The sequence below is a fragment of the Janthinobacterium sp. 61 genome (assembly GCF_002846335.1).
Lineage (GTDB): Bacteria > Pseudomonadota > Gammaproteobacteria > Burkholderiales > Burkholderiaceae_D > Janthinobacterium.
The window spans coordinates 4,719,698-4,741,678 of sequence record NZ_PJMQ01000001.1 but is presented as its reverse complement, the minus strand read 5'-3'; the positions used below and the strand labels follow the sequence as shown (position 1 = coordinate 4,741,678).

Genomic DNA, 21,981 nt, shown 5'->3' with positions numbered 1-21,981 from the left:
AGCAGGCGGGGAAGCTGGCCTTCCCCGCTCCCTCCCTACCTTCCCGAAGTGCTTTCCTTCGTCCCCATGCTGCGCTAAGCTCGGTGTCTGCCGCCACGCCTGTGCTGGCGTCCCTTGCAACCAGACCATGAACGGATACTGTATGCCGACAACCGCGCTCAACCGCCCCGTACTGACCCTGCTGGCCCTCAGTTTTGCCCTCTCCACCGCCTTTGCCGCCCCCGCTCCCATGCCAGCCGACCGGCAAGCCGACCGCTGGGATTTGACGGCGCTGTATCAAAACGACGCCGCGTTCGACGCGGACGCGAAAAAGCTGTCGTCCCAGCTGCAGCAACTGGGCGCGTGCAAGGGGCAGTTGAAAGCATCGTCGGCCCGTCTGAAAAGCTGCCTGGACCTGTACGCCGATGCGCGCAAGCGCGTCAACACGCTCACTACCTATGCGGCGCAGTACTACGACCAGGATACGGGCGACAGCAAGGGTAACCAGCTGAACCAGCGCGCCGCCCTGCTCGGCAATGAATTTACCCAGGCCTCTACCTTCTTGCAGCCGGAAATCCTGGCCCTGGGCGCCAAAAAAATCGATGCCATGCTGGCGAAAGACAAGGGTTTGCAGCTGTACCGTTTTCAATTGAGCAACATGCTGCGCAGCGCGCCACATACGCTCGACGCGGCCGGCGAACAGCTGGTAGCGCAATTCGGCCTGGCGACGAGCTCGGCCGCCAGCGTCTACCGTACCCTGGCCAATGCGGAAATCCCGTGGCCGACAGTCAAATTATCGGATGGCACGCAAGTACGGCTCGACCAGGCGGCCTATACCAAATACCGTGGCGACGACAAGCGCGCCGACCGCAAACTGGTGTTCGATGCCTTCTTCGGCAAGTGGAAAGAGTATGAACGCACGTTCGGCGAAACCCTGTACGGCCAGCTGAAAACGGATGCCGCGTATGCGAAGGTGCGCCGTTATGCCGACTCGCAGAGCGCCGCGCTGGACGCCGACCACCTGCCACCGGCCGTCTACCAGACCCTGATCGCGCAAACCAACGCCAACCTGCCCACCCTGCACCGCTACTTCAAGCTGCGCGCGCGCATGCTGGGCGTCAAGGACCTGGCCTACTACGACATCTATGCGCCGCTGCTGAAAAGCGAGCGCAGCTTCCCGCTGGCCGACGGCAAGCAGATGATGCTGGCGTCCGTCGCGCCGCTGGGCCCGGACTATGTCAGGGCACTCACTGCCGCCGTGGACGCGCGCTGGATGGATGTCTACCCCCGCCCGCGCAAGGTGGCGGGCGCCTACATGAATGGCGACGCGTACGACGTGCACCCGTTCGTGCTGCTCAACTACACGGACAACTACGAAGCCGTCAGCACCCTGACGCACGAATGGGGCCATGCCATGCACTCGGTGCTGGCCAACAAGGCGCAACCGTCGATCTATGCGCCGTACAGCATCTTTGTCGCGGAAATCGCCTCGACCACCAACGAGGCGCTGCTGCTCGACGCGCGCCTGAAGCAGGCCAAGGACGATGACGAACGCCTGCTATACCTGGGCGCGGCGCTGGAAAACCTGCGCGGCACCTTCTTCCGCCAGGCCATGTTCGCCGAATTCGAGGCGGCCATCCACGGCAAAGTGGACAAGGGCGAATCGCTGACGGGCGAAGAGATCACGGCCATTTACGCCGGCATCCTCAAGCGCTACCACGGCGAAACGCAAGGCGTCATGACCATCGATCCCGCCTACGCGCTGGAATGGGCATATGTGCCGCATTTTTATCACGGCTTCTATGTGTTCCAGTACGCCACCTCGATCGCCGCGGCGCAGGATTTCGCGCAGCGCATCCTCGACAAGGAACCGGGCGCGCTGACCGCCTACCTGAAAATGCTCGGCGCGGGCGGCTCGGCCTATCCATATGATCTGGTGAAGGCGGCCGGCGTCGACCTGGCCTCGCCGAAACCATACCAGGCGCTGGTGGCGCGCATGAACGGCATCATGGACCAGATCGAGGCGATTGAAGCGAAGCGGGGGAAGTAGCCCCAAAAGCAAAGGCTGGGGTCGGACCCCCACGTACGTTAGCGCAAGCCTCTGCGTTAGCGGTGTTGAGGGTCTGACCCCGGACTTTCCGCTCCCGCAGCCGCAAACGCCGCCGCATCGCTCTCGAACATGTCTTCCAGTTCCTCGCGCGCCTGGCGCGTGAGCGACATGACTTTTTGCTGGTCCTGGAAGTGCGGCGCCACTTCCAGCAAGGTTTTCAGGTTATGCCGGCCAAAGATGCCGGCCGCGTGCTGCGCCCGCTCCGCGCTGAATCCTACCTGCTGCAAGGTCTGCTCGCCCAGCAGCAGCGCCGCAGCAAAGGTCTCGCGCTCGATCAGGGTCACGCCCCGCTTCATCAATTCATAGTAGTGCGTGACATTGCGCGCGCGCGCCAAAATCGTCAGTTCGGGCAGGCGCAGGCGCACGGCGTCAACCAGCGCCAGGCTGTCGTCAACATTGTCGATGGCGATCACCAGCGCCTTCGCCTTCTCGATGCCGGCCGCCACCAGCAGGTCCACACGCGTGGCATCGCCATAAAACACTTTAAAGCCGAACTTGCGCAGCAATTCGATCTGGTCCGGGTCGTGGTCGAGCACCGTCACGCCGATCTTGTTCGCCGCCAGCAGGCGGCCGATAATCTGGCCGAAGCGGCCAAAGCCGGCGATGACGATGGGGTTGTCCTGCGCCTCGATATGGTCGTCGGGACGGCGCTTCCTTTCGCCTTGAAGGCGCGGCGCGACAATTTTGTCGTGCAACAGCAGCAGCAAGGGCGTGGCCACCATCGACAGGGTCACCACCACGACCAGCAGCGCGGCCGTCTGCGGCGTAAAGACATGCGCGGCCTCGGCGGCGGCAAACACGACGAAGGCAAATTCGCCGCCCTGCGACAGCAGCAGCGCAAAGAACAGCTGCTGGCCGCGGGGAATGTCGACAAACTTCGACAACACGTACAGCAAGGCGATCTTGACCACCAGCAGCCCCGCGACCAGGGCCAGAATAAGTAAAGGCTGGGCGCGCAGCACGCCGAAATCGACGGACATGCCGACGGCGATGAAGAACAGGCCCAGGAGCAAGCCCTTGAACGGTTCCAGGTCGCTGATCAGTTCATGCCGGTATTCGGAATCGGCCAGCAGCACGCCCGCCATGAAGGTGCCCAGCGCCATCGACAAGCCCACCGATTCCATCAGCACGCAGATGGCGATCACCAGCAGCAGGGCAAAGGCCGTGAAGATTTCGCGCAAGTCCGTCCTGGCGATGAAGCGCAGGATGGGGTTGACGAGGAAGCGCCCGCCGATCACCAGCGCCGCCAGCACGGCGGCCAGCTTGGCCACGCGCAGCCAGCCCGGTTCGCCGCTATGCGTGACCAGGCCACCCAGGAGCGGCACCAGCGCGATCATGGGAATGGCGGCGATATCCTGGAACAGCAGGATGGAAAAGCCGGCGGAGCCGGCTGGCGTGCTCATCAATTTTCGTTCGCCCAGGGTGGCCAGCACGATGGCCGTCGACGACAGCGACAGGCCCAGCGCACCGACCAGCGCCGTGCGCCAGTCCACGCCGCAGGCCATGGCCACCGCGCACAGCCCCGCGCTGACGACGCCCACCTGCGCCCCGCCCCAGCCGAAAATCGGCCGGCGCAGCAGCCACAATCGTTTGGGTTCGAGCTCCAGCCCGATCAGGAACAGCAACAGCACCACGCCGAATTCGGAAAAGCTGAGGATCACCTCCACATTCTTGATCAGGCCCAGGCCCCAGGGGCCGATAACGACGCCGGCCACCAGGTAGCCCAGGACGGCACCCATGCCCAGGCGCTTGGCCAGCGGCACCATGATGATGGCGGCCACCAGGTAAAACAGTATGTTGATGAGAAAGCTGTGGTGTTCCATGCGGATTCCGGAAAAACGTGATTGGAATCGCAATCATGCCTGAAGTGGCGCGCCCACGGGGATCAGGGCTGCGGAGAGTCGATGCGCGCGCGTATCTCGTCGAGATTGGAAGGAGCGCAGGCTGATCACGGTCGTGATGCCCTTGTTATCGAAGAGCGGCGCCAGCGCGCCCGTCGTTCAGTACCAGCGCCAGCACGTCGCAGGCGGCGCGCGGGCGGCCCAGGGCCAGGGCCTTCGCGCGCATGGATTGCAACTGCTGCGGATGGTCGAGCAAATGGCGCACGCGATATTCCAGGGTCACGGCATCGAAGGCCTTCAAGGCCACGCCCTGCTCCAGCAGATAGTCGGCGTTGCGCTCTTCCTGGCCGGGAATCGGCGCATTGACGATCATGGGCAAGCCCAGGGCCAGGCATTCCGAGGTGGTCAGCCCGCCCGGCTTGGTGATCACCAGGTCGGCACAGGCCATCAGGCGCTCGACGTCGCTGGTAAAGCCTTGCGCCAGCAAGCGGCCCGGGTACTGGCTGGCCAAGTCCCGCAACGCCGCCAGTACGGCGTTATTTTTCCCCGCCCGCACGATCAGCTGGAAGTCGCCGTCCAGCGCCAGCAGGCGCGCGGCGACGGTATCCAGGCTGCCCAGGCCGGCCCCGCCGCCCATCAGGAGGATGGTCGTGCGCTGCGGGTCGAGGCCAAATGCCTGCGCGCACTGCACGCGCTCGGGCACTTGCGCGAACGCGGGCATGATCGGGATGCCCGTCACGTGGATGCGGTCGGCGGGGATGCCTTCGTGCCGCATGCGGAACGCCACCTCGTCGGTGGCGGCAAAATAGCCCTGCATCCGTTCTTGCACCCACATGCGGTGCAAATCGAAGTCGGTGACCTGTACCCAGACGGGGCAGGCCAGCTGTTCCTGGCGCAGCGCGCGCGACAACAGTTCGGCCGGCAGAAAATGCGTGCAGATGATGGCGTCGGGCTGGAAGGCGGCGATCTGCGCCATCAGGGCGCGCGTGTTGAGGCGCTCGATGCCACGGCGCAGGCGCTGCATGGAGCTATCCTTGGGCGCGTCATGGCTGGCATGGTAGAGATAGCCCCACAGCGCGGGTGCCTTGTTGACCAGCTTGATGTAAAAATCCGTGTACAGCTTGCGGAATGCGGGCGTGACAAAGTCCATCACATCCAGATGACGGGCTTTTGCCGCGAGACCAGTGCCGTCATCGCGCGCCGCATATGCCTCGATGGCTTGCGCCGCGCGCATGTGGCCGGCGCCGGCAGAGACGCTCAACAGGAGGATTTTTTTCTGCTTTTTTTCCGTCATGGGAAACCGATGCATGGAACAGGTGGTCGCTGACGCGGAGGATTGGAAGACTGGCGTTTTCGCATCACCGTCATCACGGGCCTTATCAATCCATGAAACTGACGGGCGCCACGTCGACACGCATGACCGGATACAGGTTCAGCCGCTCATCCCACGAGGCGTGGCGGCGGGCGAAAAATTCCAGGCGCGCATGCGGATTCTTTGCAAACGCGGGCTCGTCGGCCAGCTTCTGCCGGAATTGTGCCGCCAGCGCCGGGTCGGCCGCCATCTGCGCGCGCGCCACATCCTCGGCCACATAGTCTTCCATGTATTCCTTGCGCTCGAACGCGGTGTTGAAGCTGCCCCAGGCCAGCAGCGAATCGGGCGCGCGCGGTTCGAGCAGCGCCATCACCAGGCGCGCCTTCGGCTGGTTGACGGGCACGTACAGCACGCCCGCATCGACCAGGCGCTCTTCCTTTTGCCATTCGCCCTGTACCGCCAGCGTCTGGCGTCCTTCGAACGACTGCGCGCCAAACTTCACTTGTGTGGCGCGGAAGACTTCCACATTCTGCCTGGCGATGATGCTGCTCATCTCCTGGTAGGCGATGCCGTGCTGGCGCAGTTTGGCACCCACCATGGCCGCCTGCGCGCGCGGCACCAGGTAGCCGGCCTTCGGCGCGGCCGCCTGCAGGTCGGGCACGATCTCGTCGCGCAAGGGCACGTTCCAGATTTGCGGCGTCTTTTCGTCATAGCGCGTCATCAGCGCGCCCGAGACCTCGGACGGCGTGCGCGTATAGGCATAGCCGCGAAACGCGATCATGCGGCTTTTCTCCGTGGTCTTGTAGCTGAGGGGAAGCTGGCTGCCGGCCAGCTGCATCGCGCGCATGTCCGCTTCCATGGCAGTCTGCCGCCATGCGGCACCGTGCTGCGCCATGTGCGACAGCAGGGAAATGATGGTGTTGCGCGTGATGCGCACACGGGTTGGGTAGTCCTTCCACGAGTGGGTTTCCACCAGCACGCCGAAACGGTTACGTAACAGGAAATAGCCGTGCGAAAAGCGCGGATTCGGCGTCGAATCGACAAAACCCGACTGGGGATTGTCTTCCTCGGCAAACGACATGTAGAACGGCTTCGGATCGGAACCCTGCTTTGCCAGGTCGGCAAGCACGCCGTCGCGCAGGGCCGTCCCCGCCACACGCAAGGCCGTATCGCCCGCGTGCACGGGTTCGACCTGGATCGAGATATCGGGTTCGAACTGCGCGCCGTCCGTCACGTGCAAGTCCACGTAAGCCAGAGGATCCCAGGCATTGACCAGCGCCAGCATGTGCTGCATCTCGGGAGAGTCGGCCTTCATGTAGTCACGGTTCAAATTAAAATTCTGCGCCGTGCTGCGCCAGCCCATTTCCTGCGGCCCCCGCTGGTTCGGGCGGTTCCAGGCAGCAAAGCGCTCATGGCCGTCGACATTCAGCACCGGCACGAATAGCAGCACCTGCTTGTCCAGCGCGCCGGCGGCCGCCTTGCCTTCCAAGACTTCGCGCAGGGCCAGGAAACCGGCATCCTTGCCGTCGATTTCGCCTGCATGGATGCCGCCCTGTACCAGCAGTACCGGTAACTTGCGCAGCTTGGCCGCCTCCGGCGTCAGCGCTCCCGTGTTGGAAACGGCCAGCACCAGCATGCGTCGTCCTTCCGGCGTGCGGCCAAATTCAAAGCAGCGCACCTGTTTCGGATGGTGCTCCTCGAAGCGCTGGCACAAGGCTTCCACCTCCTCGTAGCGGCCGGTCTGCTGGAAACCCGAGTACTCGGCCACCGTCCTCAGGGAAAACTGCCGCATATCGCGTGCGGCATGCGCGTTGACGGAGAACAGGGAAAACACGGCGGCGGACAACAGGACATGGCGTAGCATCGGGCTAGCTCCATCAAGGGGGACAAGCGGGCAATTATAGAGTGGCGGTCAGGTAAAAACGCAGCGGCCAATAAAAAAGCCGGAACAGCGTCAGCTGCTCCGGCCTTGTTCTGGCAAGCGTGAGTTACGAGCCAAAATGGTAGTTGAACTCGATCCATCCCTGGCGGCCTTGCGGGCTGTAATTGCCGATTGGGTAGTACGGCCAGCCATTGCTGGTATCGCGCTTGATCTTGTCGAACACATTGTTGACGATCAGCGAGACGGTGGCGCGGTCATTGATGCGGTAGACGGTGCTGATGTTGGCCAGCGCCGTCGGCGTCAGGTAGCCGGTGCCGGCGGCATTCGGCACCTTGCCGTAGCGGCTGACCAGCAAGGTATTCGACCAGTCGCCAGCAGCCCAGTTGACGCTCAGGTTCAGCTTGTCAGGCCAATCCATGTTCGTCATCGATTTGGTTTCGTCGGTCTCTTCATCGCCGACGAATTGCTGCGATTTCTTGCTCAGCACCCGGGCGTAGTTGGCCTTGAAGGCAAAACGGCCATAGTCTGTCGTACGCAGCAAATACTTCAGGCTGATGTCGACGCCGCTGCTGCTTTGCTTGGCTGCGTTGATCGGGTTGACGGTGATGGTCTTGATCTCGCCCGCCTTGTTCAAGGCATTGGCCGCGTAACGCTCGATGCGGCCCACGGTATCGACGCAGGTCGGCGAGCCGATGTCGGCCTTGCCCAGGCGGCAGTCGGATTCATCGCGCAGCAGCTTGTCGGCGCTCAGGTTGGTCACCAGGTCATCGATCTTGATGCTCCAGTAGTCGACCGAGACGTCGAAATTGGAACTCGGCGACCAGACGGCGCCCACGCCGAAGGACTTGCCCTTTTCCGACTGCAGGTCGCGGCTGCCGTTCTGCACGTAATCGGCGCCAGGCGATTTATTGGCATATTCGCAGCCTTCGATGGCTTGCCCGGCAGCGTCGCAACGGTAGTAGTCGGTGGTGCTCGAATAATAGCCTTTGCCGCGGGCCTGGTAGATGTAATTCATGTCCGGCGCGCGGAAGCTGGTGGCGTAGTTGGCGCGGAACAGCAGCTCGGGCGCCGGGCGCAGTTCCAGTCCGCCGTTGTAGGTGAACTTGCCTTCCTTGCGGCCGGCAAAGCTGTAGCGGTCATAACGGCCAGCCAGGGTACCCGTCAGCTTTTCATGCAGCGGCACATTCAATTCCGCGCCCAGCGCATAGCGCGAACGGGTGCCGGCAGTGGTGCCCGAACCGGTGGCGATATTGAAATAGCCTTCATCGATGCGCGCATCGGGTTCGTTGCTGAAGCCCTGCTTGCTCGCTTCAGCTATCGTGGCGATTTTCACCGTGCCGGCAGGCAGCTGGAACAAGTCGCCATTCGTGGCCAGGCTCAGCGTATTCGTCCATGCCTTGTCATTGCTATCGCTGTAACCGCTGATGCTGTCGAATTCGGCGGGCGTGAGGCGGCGAGACAGGCGCGCCGCATCCGGTGCGTAGATGGCCACGCCCTTGGCATCCGTGCCCAGTTTGGGTCCCAGGAAGAAGCTGTCGATGTTCGACAATATGCGCGGCGTGTGGCCTTCGCTCTTGTAGACAGACGCGTTGTAGTTGGCTTCATACTGCCATGCGGTGCCCGGAATGCGGCCCTTGGCGCCCAGCGAGATGGCGGTCGCCATGTCGTCCCAGCTGCGTTTGTAGCGCTGCACGCCGCCGATTTCCTCGGGCGACATGAAGCGGGTCCACTCTTCGTAGGCTCCGCTGTTCTGGTTCAGGAAGTAGCCGTTGCCCAGCGAGGCCGAGGTCCACGATGGGCCGCGCGTCGTGTTGACGGTCTTGTTCTTGCCGATCAGGAAGTCGGCAAACAAGGTCGTATCGGCATCGAGCTCGTAATTGGCGCTGCCAAACACGTTCTGGCTGCTATTTTTGGTCTGCGTGGTCCAGTAAGTGGGACGGGCTTTCGGGCTGGCGCAATAGCTGCCATTTTTTGCCGTGTACTTGCTGACGCTGCCGCCGAACATGTCGCCAAACTGGCTGCAAGTGTCGCCCAGGTCCACATAGCGGCCGGATGTGCCTGACGCCATCACGCGGCGCGAAGCGACCGTGGTCGGCACGCCTGAGCGGCTGGTCATGAAGTCGCGGTCCATGCTCCACAACGGGTCGCGCTCGCTCAATTCCACGCTGAACAGGGTATGCAGCTTGTCGAAATTGCCGCCGCCCGTCAGCTGCACACGCTGGTTGCCGGCGCCGCCACGCGAGGTGCCGCCCAGCTTGACGTTGATATCGAAACCTTCCGCCTGTTTTTTCAGGATCACGTTGACCACGCCGGCGATCGCATCCGAGCCATAGATGGCCGAGGCGCCGCCGTTGAGGATCTCGATGCGATCGACAATGCTAGACGGGATGTTCGCCAGGTTGGTGAAGTTGACGGCGCCGTCATAGGCGATGGGGAAGTCGGCCAGGCGGCGGCCATTCAGCAGGATCAAGGTATGGTTCGGACCCAGGCCGCGCAGACTGATGGTATTGGCCGACGGCGTGAAGGTATTGCCGTAATCTTCGCCTTGCGTAAAGCCGCTGTTCTGCACCTGGCTGGTCAGCGCGTCGAAGACGTTCTTGTAGCCCTGCTTGGTAATTTCATCGCCGGTCAGGATGGTGACGGAGGACGGGCCTTCCAGGCTGGCGCGGGGAATGCGCGAACCGGTGACCACGACGGCTGGCGGGGTGGCCGCCGACTGCTGATCCGCTGTGGGCGCTTGCGTTTGCGCGTGCGCCTGCCATGCGGTGCCGCCCAGGATGGCCAGTACGCCAAGGCTGAGCGGTGTTAACTTGAACTGTTTCGACATCGTTGCGCTTCTCAAGGTGGGAGAAAAGCGGCAAGATAGCAAAATGCCAGTCATTCCAGAACGAATGGATTCATCTTTCTATATATCAAAATTGTTATATAGAAAGATTCATGAGCAGGAAAACGCCAGGCGCGTAGGCTAGCTCATGGCAGAAACATGCGCTTTAATGGCGCATGATGGCAATTTCCTTGTAAGACGGCCGCAACAGGCGCGTGGCCGTGTCGACCGGACTCTCCATCGAACTCAACAGCCTGGTCGCGCCCGTGGCCGGGACGCAGCTGCCGCTGCTGCGGTAGCGCAGCGCCGCCGCCAGCATGCCTTCCGCCGCGTCACCCAGCTGGTGCTGATAATCGTCCGTCACGTCGCAGGTAGGCGCCATGCCATCGGCATAGTCGCCAAAGCCCTTGGCGTTGACACCCTGGAACTGCACGGCGAAATAGGTGGTGCCGCAATTCGGTGCAGGGTAAAAACCGTAGGGCTTGCCGCACGTCGTACCGCCGATCAAGTTGACTTGCACATCCACGCCGCGCAAGCCGTTGATGATGGCTTCACTGGCGGAGCAGGTATTGCCCGTTGTCAGCAAGGTCACCCGCTTGAGACCCAGCGAAGGCAGCGCCGTCCCCTTGGGCAGGGGGTTCGGCCCGCCGAAACCCTGGCTTTGCGCATGGAATGGCATGGGCGCTTCCGGCGTGGTCTTGTCATTGAAGAGCACCTGCTCGAAGGTCTTGCCGGTGGTGACTTGCGGACCGGCAATCATGTAAGCGAGCTCGCTGGCGACATCGAGGTAGCCGCCGCCGTTGTAGCGCACGTCGAGCACCAGGTCGCTGATGCCGGCAGCCTGGAAGCGGCGCATGGTCTCGACCAGCTGGCGCTCGGCCACGTTGTTATGCGTATTGAAGGTCAGGTAGCCCACCTTGCCCGTGGGCGTGTCGATGATGCGCTCGTTCTGCACGGCGCTGGTGCTGACCTCGACGGCCTGCAGGGTGGCGCTCAGCGCCGTCCCACCACGGCTGAATCCCAGCGTGTGCGTGCCTTGCGCTGCAGGGAACAGGCCCGCGTTGATGATATTCACGCTGGCCGTATCGGGGGCATTGACGAAATCGGTTCCGTCGACCGTTTGCAGCACGTCGCCGCGCCGCAAGCCCGCCAGCGCCGCCGGCGAACCCGGCTCGACGATGGAGATCACGGCCTTGCGCGGCGGCGTGGTCTGTGTGATGGCCAGCAGCATGCCGTAACCCAGTTCCACGCCGTTGAGCGAGGCTTCCCATTCCGCCGTCGTATACGTGAAATGGAACTGGTCCTTGGGCTTGCCGGACGCCGTCGTGGCAGTCGTTTTGAGCACATCGAAATACGCCTTCGGCGTGGCAAAGCTTTGCGGCAGGTACGAGGTCGGCACTTCGCGGTACCACAGATACGTTTCATCGATCCAGCTGCGCACCCAGGTCAGTTCATCGAGCAAGGTGCCCGGCTTGTCTACGCTGCTGCCGCTGCGCGGCGCCGCGCAACGGTTCACCACCGTGGATGCAGCGACCAGCGCCGTGGGGCCCGTCGGCGTCACGGGCGGGACGACGGGCGCACTATCGCTGCCACCGCCACCGCCGCAGGCACTCAACAGCAATGCAAGAGCAAGAGCGAGAGCAGGAGGACGAGCAAGGGGAACCGCCGGGGCGGAAAAGCGCAAGGAAGGCATGACAAACTTTCCAGAAAGAAATTATCGAAAAATTATAATGCGTTTTACAAACAGGCGTTGTTTTCTTTGACACAAAAAAATGGCGCCCGCAGGCGCCATTATTACAGCGTAAAGTTCACCCCATCACGCCACGGTGGCCGCCACGGGCGCTGCCACGACGGGCGGCAGCGGCGTCGGCGCGTTGAAGGCGATCAGCAGACTCGCTTCCTTCTCTTTCGCCGCCTTCAAATGACGCTCCTTCACATGGCCATAGCCGCGGATGTCTTCCGGGATGCTGGCAATGGCCACGGCTTGCGCCAGCTTGGCCGTCGTCAGTTTCGGCAGCAAGCCACCCACCGTCGCGCGGTATTCGGCGATCAGCGCGCGTTCCATCTTGCGCTCGGCCGTATGGCCGAACACGTCGAAGGCCGTGCCGCGCAAGCCCTTGAACTTGGCCAGCACGCCGAACGCCTTCAGCATCCACGGGCCATATTCCTTCTTGATCAGATGGCCCTGGGCATCCGTTTTCGCCATGATCGGCGGCGCCAGGTGGAACTTGAGCTTGATGTCGCCTTCGAACATGGCGGCGATCTTCGCCTGGAAGGCGCCGTCCGTGTACAGGCGCGCCACTTCGTACTCATCCTTGTAAGCCATCAGCTTGTAGAAGTAGCGGGCCACGGCTTCCGTCAGGCGCAGATGCGGGCCATTCAGGGCGCTTTCGGCGGCGCGCACCTGGCCGACGAAGTCCAGGTACTGCTGCGCATACGCGCGGTCCTGGTAGGCAGTCAACAGGGCCACGCGCTTTTCGATCACATCGTCGAGCGTGTCAATGCGCTTGAATTCCACCACCTTGGCGGGGGTTGTCATGCGCACCAGGCTGGCCGTATCGTGGGCGCCCGCGCGGCCCCAGTTGAAGGCGGCCTTGTTGAACGCCACCGAGACGTTGTTCAAGTCGATGGCCTTCATGATGGACGCTTCGGTGAGCGGTACCTTGCCCTTTTGCCAGGCATAACCGAGCATGAACATGTTCGTCGCGATGGAGTCGCCCATCAGCGCCGTGGCGATCTGGCCCGCATCAATGAAGTCCACGTGGTCGCTGCCGCAGGCCTTTTCGATTTCCATGCGCGCGGAAGCGCCTGGGAATTGCCAGTCCGGGTTTTTCACGAAGGCGGCCGTCGACGAGCTGGTCGAGTTGATCATGGCCCAGCTGCGTCCTTCTCCCATGCGCGACAGGGCATCGCGGCTGGCCGTGACGATCAGGTCGCAGCCGATCACGAGATCGGCCGCACCGGTGCCGACGCGCGTCGAGTGGATGTCTTCCTGGCGGTCGGCCAGGCGCACGTGCGACATCACGGGGCCGCCTTTTTGCGCCAGGCCGCTCATGTCCAGCACGGAACAGCCCTTGCCTTCCACGTGGGCCGCCATGGCCAGGATCTGGCCGACGGTGACCACGCCCGTGCCGCCGATGCCGGTCACTAAAATGCCGAATGGTTCCGCCGTCGAGGGAATGACTGGTGTCGGCAAGGCCGGCACCGCCGGTGCATCCTTGTCGGCGCCAGCCGCCTTCTTCGGCTTCTTCAAGCCGCCGCCTTCCACCGTGACAAAACTTGGGCAGAAGCCCGTCGTGCACGAGAAATCCTTGTTGCAGGACGACTGGTTGATCTGGCGCTTGCGCCCCAGTTCCGTTTCCAGCGGTTCCACCGACAGGCAGTTCGATTGCACGGAGCAGTCGCCGCAGCCTTCGCAGACGGCTTCGTTGATGACGGCGCGCTTGGCCGGGTCCGGATACTCATTGCGTTTCCGGCGGCGGCGTTTTTCCGAGGCACAGGTCTGGTCGTAAATCATGGCAGACACGCCGGGCATGTCGCGCAGTTCGCGCTGCACGTCCATCAGTTCCGAACGGTGGCGCACGGTGACGCCTTCGGCCCAGGCGTAATCGTCCGGGTACTTTTCCGGTTCGTCCGTGACAACGATGATGGGACCGACGCCTTCGGCGGCGATCTGGCGCGAAATGATGGCCGGAGACAGAGGGCCGTCGAATTCCTGGCCGCCCGTCATCGCTACCGCATCGTTGAACAGAATCTTGTAGGTGATGTTCACCTTGGCCGAGACGGCGGCGCGGATGGCCAGGATGCCCGAGTGGAAATACGTGCCGTCACCGAGGTTGGTAAACACGTGCTTTTCATTCGTGAACGGCGCCTGCCCCACCCAGGTGACGCCTTCGGCGCCCATATGGGTAAACGTCGACGTCTCGCGGTCCATCCACAGCACCATGTAATGGCAGCCGATGCCGGCCAGCGCGCGCGAGCCTTCCGGTACCTTGGTCGAGGTATTGTGCGGGCAGCCGGAGCAGAAGAACGGCGTGCGGTCTTTCTGCGGATCGGGTTTCGCGCTGATCGCTTTCAGCACATTCTCTTTGGCTTCCAGGTAGGCGATGCGTTCCTTCACGCGCTGCTCGACGGGATGCCCGGCGTAGTAGCGCGAAATGCGGCTGGCAATCGCGCGGGCGATCATGGCCGGGTTCAGCTCATACGTGGCCGGCAGCAGCCAGTCGCCGTGTCCCGTGCCCTTCTGGTTGCTCCATTCGCCCGTGTCGTCGAACTTGCCGACCACGCGCGGACGCTCGCCATCCTTCAGGTTGTACAGTTCTTCCTTCAGCGCGTATTCAAGGATTTGGCGCTTTTCTTCCACCACGAGGATTTCATCGAGACCCTTGGCGAATTCGTGCACGCCGTCCGCTTCCAGCGGCCAGGTCATGCCGATCTTGTACAGGCGGATGCCGATGTCGGACGCCGTCTGCTCGTCGATGCCCAGGTCGGCCAGCGCCTGGCGCGTGTCCAGGTAGGATTTGCCGGCCGTGATGATGCCGATGCGCGCCTTCGGGCTGTCCCAGATGATTTTATTGAGCTTGTTGGCACGCGCATACGCCAGCGCCGCATACCATTTGTAGCTGTTCATGCGCACTTCTTGTTCCAGCACCGTGTCGGGCCAGCGGATGTTCAGGCCACCTGCCGGCATTTCGAAGTCGGTCGGTAACACGATCTGCACGCGGTCCGGGTCGAAATCGACGGCGGCGCCCGACTCGATGATGTCGGTCACGCATTTCATCGATACCCACAGGCCCGTGTAGCGGCTCATGGCCCAGGCATGCAAGCCGTAGTCGATGTATTCCTGCACCGACGACGGGTACAGCACGGGGATGCCGCAGGCGTTCAGGATATGGTCGGACTGGTGCGCGGTGGACGAGGATTTGGCCGCATGGTCGTCGCCGGCCAGCACCAGCACGCCGCCGTGCTTGGCGGAACCGGCGTTATTGGCGTGCTTGAACACGTCGCCGCAGCGGTCGACGCCAGGGCCCTTGCCGTACCACATGCCGAAGACGCCGTCGTATTTCGCGTCTTCGAACAGATTCGTTTGCTGCGTGCCCCAGACAGCCGTGGCGGCCAGGTCTTCGTTCAGGCCCGGGTGGAATTTGACGTGGTGTTCATCGAGGTATTTCTTGGCCTTGATCGCCGTCATGTCGACGGACGTCACAGGCGAACCGCGGTAACCGGTGATATAGCCGGCCGTGTTCAGGCCAGCCTTGAGGTCGCGCTCGCGCTGCAGCATGGGCAGGCGGATCAGCGCTTGCGTGCCCGTCATGAAGGCGCGTCCACGCTCCAGCGTGTATTTGTCGTTCAGGGAAATCTCGGACGCGTGCGCGCCCGGCTCAAGACTCGAGCCCTTGATTGGTGCATTCATTACTTGTCTCCATTGTTCTCTGTGCTACGCGTGCAAAGTCGGTTGAACTCACACGTACCGGCCGCGCTTTGTGAGCAATGCCGGTGCGGAAAAATGACTTGTTTGTCGTAGACTACCACAGGAATGCGCGCAGTTCTTTGCTGCACTGCACTCCCGCGTCGCTGCCTTTTTGCTACTATTTCTACTACTACTTATTACAAAGCAACATTACGCCGCATTCGTATCTTTCAGCACGCCTCGCTTGATCTGGTCCAGCTCGATCGACTCGAACAGGGCGCGGAAATTGCCCTCGCCGAAGCCCTGGTCGCCCTTGCGCTGGATGATCTCGAAGAAGATCGGACCGATCACCGTCTGCGTAAAAATCTGCAGCAGCAGTTCGCGTTCCGTTTCCGTGCTGTGGCCATCGATCAGGATGCGCAGGCGGCGCAGTTCTTCCAGCTGCTCGCCGTGGTTCGGCAGGCGGCGGTTGACCAGTTCATAGTAAGTTTCAATCGTGTCCTGGAAATCGATACCGGTATCGCGCATGCCTTGCACGGAAGAGTAGATATTGTCCGTGCCCAGGGCGATGTGCTGGATGCCTTCGCCATGGTACTGGTCCAGGTATTCGGCGATCTGCGACTTGTCGTCCGACGATTCGTTGATCGGGATGCGGATCTTGCCGCAGGGCGAAGTCATAGCCTTCGACTTGAGGCCCGTCAGCTTGCCTTCGATGTCGAAATAGCGCACTTCGCGGAAGTTGAACAGGCTTTCGTAGAAGCTCGCCCATTCCTTCATGCGGCCACGGTGCACATTGTGCGTCAGGTGGTCGATATACGTCAGGCCATGGCCGACGGGGTTGGCGACAGCGCCGGGAATGGCGACGAAATCGACGTCATAGATGCTGATGTCGCCGATGCCGCCCGGCGCGGCAGCGCCTTCCTTGTCGGCACCCTTGCCGCGCCAGCGGTCGACGAAGTACAGCAGGGAATCGCCCACGCCCTTGATGGCAGGGATATTGAGCTCCATCGGGCCCGTTTTATTGTCGAAACCCCAGGCGCCCAGTTCCAGCGCGCGGCGGTACACAAAGGCCGCATCGTCGACGCGGATGGCGATGGCGCACACGGATGGGCCGTGGTGGCGGGCAAAACGCTGCGCGAACGAATCTTGTTCGGCATTGATGATGAAATTGATGTCGCCCTGGCGATACAGGGTCACATCCTTGTGGCGGTGGCGCGCGATGGCCGTGAAGCCCATGTTCTCGAACAGCTTGCCCAATGCTTTTGGGTCTGGTGCTGCATACTCGACGAACTCGAAACCATCGGTACCCATCGGGTTATCCCAAGGCTGAAATTGCATGATGTCTCCTCCAAGAAGTAGCGCACAGTATAGGCGTGGGTCACGGGCATTAAATGCCAAAGATCTCCCGAACAATCATGATTTGCGCAATAATATTGCGTGAAACGAGAACCACCGGAGGAAGCATGAGCAAAATTACGCTGGATAAAACGGACCGCAAGATCCTTGCCGTCCTGCAGGCCGATGGCCGCCTGTCCAATCAGGACGTGGCCGAACAGGTCAGCCTGTCGCCGTCGCCATGCTTGCGCCGCGTCAAACGGCTGGAAGAAGCGGGCGTCATCCGCCAGTACGTGGCCCTGCTGGACCCGGAAAAGATCGGCCTGGGCTTGCTGGCCTATGTGAATGTGCGGCTGGAAAAGCACAGCGACGCCACCGCCCACAGCACGGCAAGGGTACTGGCGCCCAACCTGGTGACGAATACCTCGCCGCGCGCCGACTTCGCCGTGGCCGTCGCGCATTGGCCCGAAGTCGTGGCTTGCTATGCGATGACGGGGGAAATGGATTATCTGCTGCGCGTGCACGTGGAAGACATGGAGCACTTTTCGCGCTTCATGATGGCGACATTGCTGCGCCACCCGGCCGTGCTGGACGTGAAATCGAGCTTTGCCTTGCAGCGCATCAAGGATACGACGGCCCTGCCCTTACTGTGATGGTGGCTCGGGCTTCTTCTTGCGTCCTGGCAAGCGATCCCACAGTTTGAATGCGGCGCGCGCGTTCGCCTTGAACGTGTAGTCGAACATGGCAAACTGCTCCTGCACGGCTTCCTGCAGCATGCTGGTCGGGTTCGGCGGCAATAGTTTCAAATAAGCATCAGCTTCGCCATAGTCGCGCTGGATTTCCATGCCTGCCTTCTTGGCGATATGCATCATCGTCTTGTTTGACGACAAACAATGCATGTACAGGGTATCGACATCGTTGTTACGGCAGTGAATCGCCGCCCGTTCGAACAGTTTCGAGCCGACGCCCATGCCGCGCATGGATTTCGACACGGACACGCCAAACTCGGCCACCTGCTCCTTATCCGTCACGACACTTTTCGCCGGCGACTTGTCCTTCGGCGCGAACGCCAGATGGCCCACGCCCACCAGCTTGAACAGGCTGTTGTAGACGCCATAAATCATGTCGCGCGAGAAATCCATCTTCTGCACGTACTGCGCCACCAGTTCATCGGGCAAGGCGCTGCCGAAGCGCAGCAAACGGTCGCTTTTTTCGAGCGACAGGAAATGCTTCATCATGCGGCGCCGGTCACGCTCATGCAACTGCTTGACCAGCACGGTCGGACGCCCGCCGCCGCTACGACTGAGCCAGCGGCGAAACGGATTTTGAAATAACTTGGGTAAGGTCACGACGACTCCTGGGGCGGTGCTGCGGCACGTCAGGCCGATATTGTGCAGTGCAACATTATGGCGCCATTGTAGCCTATTCCCACCGTTCAAGCCTGAGCCAGGAATGCTTGCACGGCCGCCACCCGCGCCGCATGGATGACTTCGGGGATGCGTTTCGGCTCCACGCAGCCCTGCGCCAAAGCGCCCGCATTCACGGCGCGCGCCGCGTCCAGCCCGCCCTGCAGCCGTGCCGCCGGCGCAAAATCGCCCGCGACCAGCCCATCGCACGCCACGGCCTGCAGCATCTGCGCAAAGCGCTGCGGCTTGCGCAAGCCATCGCAGCGTTCGCACATGCTCACCACGGCTTCGGCGGTCAAGTTCAGCGCGCCGTTGATATTGTCCAGCTCGCGCGCCGCCATGACAGCCAGCTCGCGGCACTCGTTGGGCACGCGCAGGCGCTCGCTCAGTTGCTCGATGGCATCCTTACTCACATGCAGCATCAAGGCGGCGAAGCGCACGGGCAATTCATGACCTTGCGCAGCGGCATGGTCGATGACCTGCAGCAAGCGTTCGCTGAGCTGAATTTCCCCCATGATGCGCGCCAGCGCGCCGCACTCGTGCAACACCGTCAGCATGCGCGAAGGATGGCTTTCCATCAGCCCCTTGGCCACTTCCTGCCAGACGCGCTCGGCCACCAGGGCATCGACTTCGCCATCCGCCACCATCCGGCGCATCAGGGCCATGGTGGCCGGTGCCACGGTGAAAGCGTCAAAACGTGCGGCAAAGCGGGCCAGGCGCAAGATGCGCACGGGGTCTTCGCCGAACGCATCGGAGACGTGGCGGAAGATCTTGTTGCGAATATCCTCGATGCCGCCGAACGGGTCGGTCAGGCTGCCATCTTCGGCCCGGGCGATGGCGTTGATGGTGAGATCGCGCCGCACCAGGTCTTCTTCCAGCGTGACGTCGGGCGCCGTGTGGAAGACAAAGCCCCGGTAGCCGGGTGCCGTCTTGCGTTCCGTGCGGGCCAGCGCGTATTCTTCCTGCGTCTTCGGGTGCAAAAACACGGGAAAATCCTTGCCGACAGGCCGGAAGCCCTGGCGCAGCATGTCGTCGGGCGTCGCGCCCACGACGACGTGATCGTGGTCTTTCACGGGCAAGCCCAGCAGTTGGTCGCGCACCGCACCACCGACCGTGTAAATCTTCATAACACTCTTTTCTTAATCAGGTAATTCCGCGTCGTGCTTGGCAGCCACTTCCGTCTCCGCCAGCGCTTCCGTGATCCAGCGCGCCACGGCCGGGTGCGCCTGCACGCGCTCGCAATACGCGTTCAGGGCCGGCGCCAGGCTCACGCCATAGGTGCGGAAACGCATGACGACGGGGGCGAAATACGCATCAGCGATGGAAAACTCACCAAACAGGAACTGGTGGTGGCCAAAGCGCGACAAACACTCTTCCCAGATTTCGCTGATGCGGCCTATGTCCGCCTGCGCGGCAGCCGTGCGGCCCCGGCCCGGCAACTTGGCCTTGATATTCATCGACATATCCGTACGCAAGCCGGCAAAGCCGGAATGCATTTCCGCGCAGACACAACGCGCCATGGCGCGCGCGGCCACGTCTTGCGGCCACATGTGTTTGTCAGGAAACTGCTCGGCCAGGTATTCGCAGATGGCGAGGCTGTCCCAGATGGTTATTTCTCCCGCCAGCAGCACGGGCACCCGGCCGCAGGCCGAATATTCGGCGATTTTAGTGGCCGTGTCGCTTTGGTCGAGCAGCACGCGCACTTCCTGGAACGGGATGCCGAAGGCTGTCATGGCCACCCACGGGCGCATCGACCACGATGAGTAATTCTTGTTGCCGATGATGAGGGTCAGGCCCGGTTCGCGCGCGGCGGCCAGGGTTTGCGTCAGGCTGGGGTCAAGGATAGTCGTTTGCATGGTCGGGTATCAAAGGTATGGTTCAAGGCAAATCGGCCGCGATGGCGCTGTTTTTCGGCCCCACGGTACCCAGGCGTGCTTTCAGCGATTGCGGGCGCTTCTCGAACAGGGCCGCGTAATAGGTGGCGTTGGCCATCACGTTTTTCACGTAGCCGCGCGTTTCCGTATACGGTATCGTTTCGGCGAAGACGGCCCCTTCCAGCGGACGCGTCATGGTGGCGCGCCAGATGCGCAAGCGCCCCGGTCCCGCGTTGTAGGCGGCGCTGGCCAGCACTTGCGAACCATCGAGGCCACCGAGCACCATGTTCAGGTAATTCGTCCCCAGCAAGACGTTGGTGCGCACATCGCTCAATGTTTCCGTGACGAAATCGGTGAGGCCGATCTTCTTGGCGACATAGCGGGCCGTCGACGGCATCACCTGCATCAGGCCGGACGCGCCCACATGAGACTGCGCATCCATGATGAAGCGCGATTCCTGGCGAATCAAGCCATACACCCAGGCTTTATCCAGGCCCAGGGTTTGCGTGGCCGGATGCATGACGTCGTCGTGCGGCGTCGGGTAGCGCTGCGTGTAATCGACTTCCAGGCGCGTGCGGTCCGAGGTATTGACCATGCGGTCGAGCACATTGTTCTGGCGCGCAAATTCCGCGGCCGCCAGATGCTGGCGATCCGTCATCGAACGCAATTCCCAATTCCACTCGCGCGTGCCTTCGAAGCGCAAGCGCATGTTGAAAAATTTCAGCGCCCGCTGCAAGCCCGGATTGGCGGCCATGGCGGCGATTTCCGCCGGCGTGACGGGCTGGCCCGGTGGCGGCAAGACCAAATGGTTGCCCAGTTCTTCGTTGGCCAGCAAGCCATAGAAATTCGACTGGTCGGCAATCGTGCGGTACAGGGTATCGGCCTGGGTATTCGGGCGGCCCGGGGTTTCAGCCTGCTGTGCGCGCGCCAGCCAGTAGACCCAGGTGGGGTCCGTGCGCAGGGAGGCGGGCATGGCCTGGATGGACGACTTCACCACGGGCCAGCTGCCTTCGCGCAGGGCTATGCGCGTTTTCCACTGCATCTGCTCCAGGGTCAATGGTGCGCCATTGGATTTTTGCCAATATTCAAACGCTTCCGGCGCCAGCGAATACGATGCCTGCAAGGCCAGGTTGGCCCAGCCGATGGCCTGCTCCTGCGGCGTCAGCTGCCCACTGGCTTTTTGCAGCGCCACCACGCCCAGTTTCAGGGTGCTTTTCGCCATGCGGCCGACGGCCACCAGGTACATTTCATGGTCGGCGCGGCTGGGTCCCGGTCCCTTGGCCAGCATCAGCGCCGGTAAATCGATGGCTTGCGCCATCTTCGCGTCGGACGCACCCAGCAGCAGCGCGATGCGGCGCGCGGGGCCCGTGGCATTCGTCTGGCCCGCCAGGCGTATCTGCGCCCATAGGTCATTCGTGTCGAATTGACCATTTTGCGCCAACATGGCGATCAGGCTGCCGCACGCTTCGCCATAGCCGGGCGGCGACACGAGCAGGTTGCGCGCCTCGGGCGCCACGTTCTGCCCCTTGGCGGCGCGCGACATCAGCGCATAGCACTTGAGCTGGGTGTCATCATCGAGGGCGAATTGCGGGTATTGCTCGTCAAACACGACCCAGTCACGCTTGCGGCCCAGCTCCAGCAGCCAGTCGTTGCGGAAACGGTCGGCGATGGCACTGCCCTTGTAGCGGTTCAGGTAATCGCGAAATTGCGCCTCGGTCAGCAGTTTGATGCGCGGTTTCAGCCGATAATAGTCAACATACGATGGAATCTGGTAATTCGTCAGGCGACCCGCATAAAAGTCGGCTTTTTCGGCGTCATCCTTGCGCGCGGCGTCGCGCAGCAGCAGGAAGGCATCGTCCTCGCTGCGCGTGTCCGGTGCGGCAGGAGAGACGGTGGCTGGCACCTGGGCCAGGGCGGCCAGGGGAGACAAGGCCGATGCAACACACAGCATCGTGCCGGCAATCCATTTCAGTGGGGGAATCAATGTACGGCTCTCAATCTTAACTTG

General features: G+C 62.3%; 13 protein-coding genes. 2 read left to right on the top strand and 11 right to left on the bottom strand.

The window, feature by feature from the left end:
- The first annotated feature begins 142 nt into the window (after positions 1-142).
- Entirely contained in the window at positions 143-2,029 is a 1,887-nt protein-coding gene (pepF, locus tag CLU92_RS21495) for an oligoendopeptidase F (RefSeq protein ID WP_257561178.1), read from the top strand.
- Positions 2,030-2,085: 56 nt separating this feature from the next.
- Here the strand turns inward: pepF and kefC are convergent, their stop codons facing one another.
- From kefC to hppD, 7 genes are all read right to left on the bottom strand, one after another.
- Positions 2,086-3,912 carry a glutathione-regulated potassium-efflux system protein KefC gene (kefC, locus tag CLU92_RS21490; RefSeq protein ID WP_101483544.1) on the bottom strand — a complete coding sequence of 609 codons (1,827 nt, stop codon included), beginning with the start codon at positions 3,910-3,912 and terminating at the stop codon, positions 2,086-2,088.
- 145 nt (positions 3,913-4,057) lie between these two features.
- Positions 4,058-5,224, bottom strand: coding sequence for a glycosyltransferase (locus CLU92_RS21485; protein WP_257561177.1), 1,167 nt, complete (start codon positions 5,222-5,224; stop codon positions 4,058-4,060).
- Positions 5,225-5,309: 85 nt separating this feature from the next.
- Positions 5,310-7,106 carry a M14 family metallopeptidase gene (locus CLU92_RS21480; RefSeq protein ID WP_101483543.1) on the bottom strand — a complete coding sequence of 599 codons (1,797 nt, stop codon included), beginning with the start codon at positions 7,104-7,106 and terminating at the stop codon, positions 5,310-5,312.
- 124 nt (positions 7,107-7,230) lie between these two features.
- On the bottom strand, positions 7,231-9,951 hold the full coding sequence (locus CLU92_RS21475; protein ID WP_101483542.1) for a TonB-dependent siderophore receptor: 2,721 nt from the start codon (positions 9,949-9,951) through the stop codon (positions 7,231-7,233).
- 163 nt (positions 9,952-10,114) lie between these two features.
- A complete protein-coding gene (locus tag CLU92_RS21470; protein WP_257561176.1) occupies positions 10,115-11,563 on the bottom strand; it encodes a S41 family peptidase in 1,449 nt (482 codons plus the stop codon).
- Positions 11,564-11,764: 201 nt separating this feature from the next.
- Positions 11,765-15,361: an indolepyruvate ferredoxin oxidoreductase family protein gene (locus tag CLU92_RS21465; protein WP_101483540.1), complete on the bottom strand. Its 3,597-nt coding sequence runs from the start codon at positions 15,359-15,361 to the stop codon at positions 11,765-11,767.
- Positions 15,362-15,568: 207 nt separating this feature from the next.
- Positions 15,569-16,696 (bottom strand): 4-hydroxyphenylpyruvate dioxygenase, encoded by a 1,128-nt coding sequence (gene hppD / locus CLU92_RS21460; RefSeq protein WP_101483539.1) that lies wholly within the window; start codon positions 16,694-16,696, stop codon positions 15,569-15,571.
- Between the two features lie 125 nt (positions 16,697-16,821).
- On the opposite strand from hppD, the gene CLU92_RS21455 reads away from it, so the two are divergent.
- Positions 16,822-17,346 carry an Lrp/AsnC family transcriptional regulator gene (locus CLU92_RS21455; RefSeq protein WP_070220829.1) on the top strand — a complete coding sequence of 175 codons (525 nt, stop codon included), beginning with the start codon at positions 16,822-16,824 and terminating at the stop codon, positions 17,344-17,346.
- Here CLU92_RS21455 and CLU92_RS21450 read toward each other — a convergent pair.
- From CLU92_RS21450 to CLU92_RS21435, 4 genes are all read right to left on the bottom strand, one after another.
- On the bottom strand, positions 17,338-18,042 hold the full coding sequence (locus CLU92_RS21450; protein WP_101483538.1) for a GNAT family N-acetyltransferase: 705 nt from the start codon (positions 18,040-18,042) through the stop codon (positions 17,338-17,340). The two genes, CLU92_RS21455 and CLU92_RS21450, sit on opposite strands and share 9 nt — an antisense overlap.
- Before the next feature lie 86 nt (positions 18,043-18,128).
- Entirely contained in the window at positions 18,129-19,226 is a 1,098-nt protein-coding gene (locus CLU92_RS21445; RefSeq protein ID WP_101483537.1) for a multifunctional CCA tRNA nucleotidyl transferase/2'3'-cyclic phosphodiesterase/2'nucleotidase/phosphatase, read from the bottom strand.
- A 12-nt stretch (positions 19,227-19,238) separates the two neighbouring features.
- Positions 19,239-19,955, bottom strand: coding sequence for a glutathione S-transferase family protein (locus CLU92_RS21440; RefSeq protein ID WP_101483536.1), 717 nt, complete (start codon positions 19,953-19,955; stop codon positions 19,239-19,241).
- Positions 19,956-19,977: 22 nt separating this feature from the next.
- Complete coding sequence (locus tag CLU92_RS21435) at positions 19,978-21,924, bottom strand: lytic transglycosylase domain-containing protein (RefSeq protein WP_257561170.1); 1,947 nt, start codon at positions 21,922-21,924, stop codon at positions 19,978-19,980.
- Positions 21,925-21,981: the final 57 nt, after the last annotated feature.

Coding starts and splice junctions, on each gene's coding strand:
- CLU92_RS21475 (WP_101483542.1), bottom strand. CDS start 9,951: ATGTCGAAACAGTTCAAGTTAACACCGCTCAGCCTTGGCGTACTGGCC.
- CLU92_RS21440 (WP_101483536.1), bottom strand. CDS start 19,955: ATGCAAACGACTATCCTTGACCCCAGCCTGACGCAAACCCTGGCCGCC.
- hppD (WP_101483539.1), bottom strand. CDS start 16,696: ATGCAATTTCAGCCTTGGGATAACCCGATGGGTACCGATGGTTTCGAG.
- CLU92_RS21480 (WP_101483543.1), bottom strand. CDS start 7,106: ATGCTACGCCATGTCCTGTTGTCCGCCGCCGTGTTTTCCCTGTTCTCC.
- CLU92_RS21455 (WP_070220829.1), top strand. CDS start 16,822: ATGAGCAAAATTACGCTGGATAAAACGGACCGCAAGATCCTTGCCGTC.
- CLU92_RS21485 (WP_257561177.1), bottom strand. CDS start 5,224: ATGACGGAAAAAAAGCAGAAAAAAATCCTCCTGTTGAGCGTCTCTGCC.
- kefC (WP_101483544.1), bottom strand. CDS start 3,912: ATGGAACACCACAGCTTTCTCATCAACATACTGTTTTACCTGGTGGCC.
- CLU92_RS21445 (WP_101483537.1), bottom strand. CDS start 19,226: ATGAAGATTTACACGGTCGGTGGTGCGGTGCGCGACCAACTGCTGGGC.
- pepF (WP_257561178.1), top strand. CDS start 143: ATGCCGACAACCGCGCTCAACCGCCCCGTACTGACCCTGCTGGCCCTC.
- CLU92_RS21465 (WP_101483540.1), bottom strand. CDS start 15,361: ATGAATGCACCAATCAAGGGCTCGAGTCTTGAGCCGGGCGCGCACGCG.
- CLU92_RS21435 (WP_257561170.1), bottom strand. CDS start 21,924: ATGCTGTGTGTTGCATCGGCCTTGTCTCCCCTGGCCGCCCTGGCCCAG.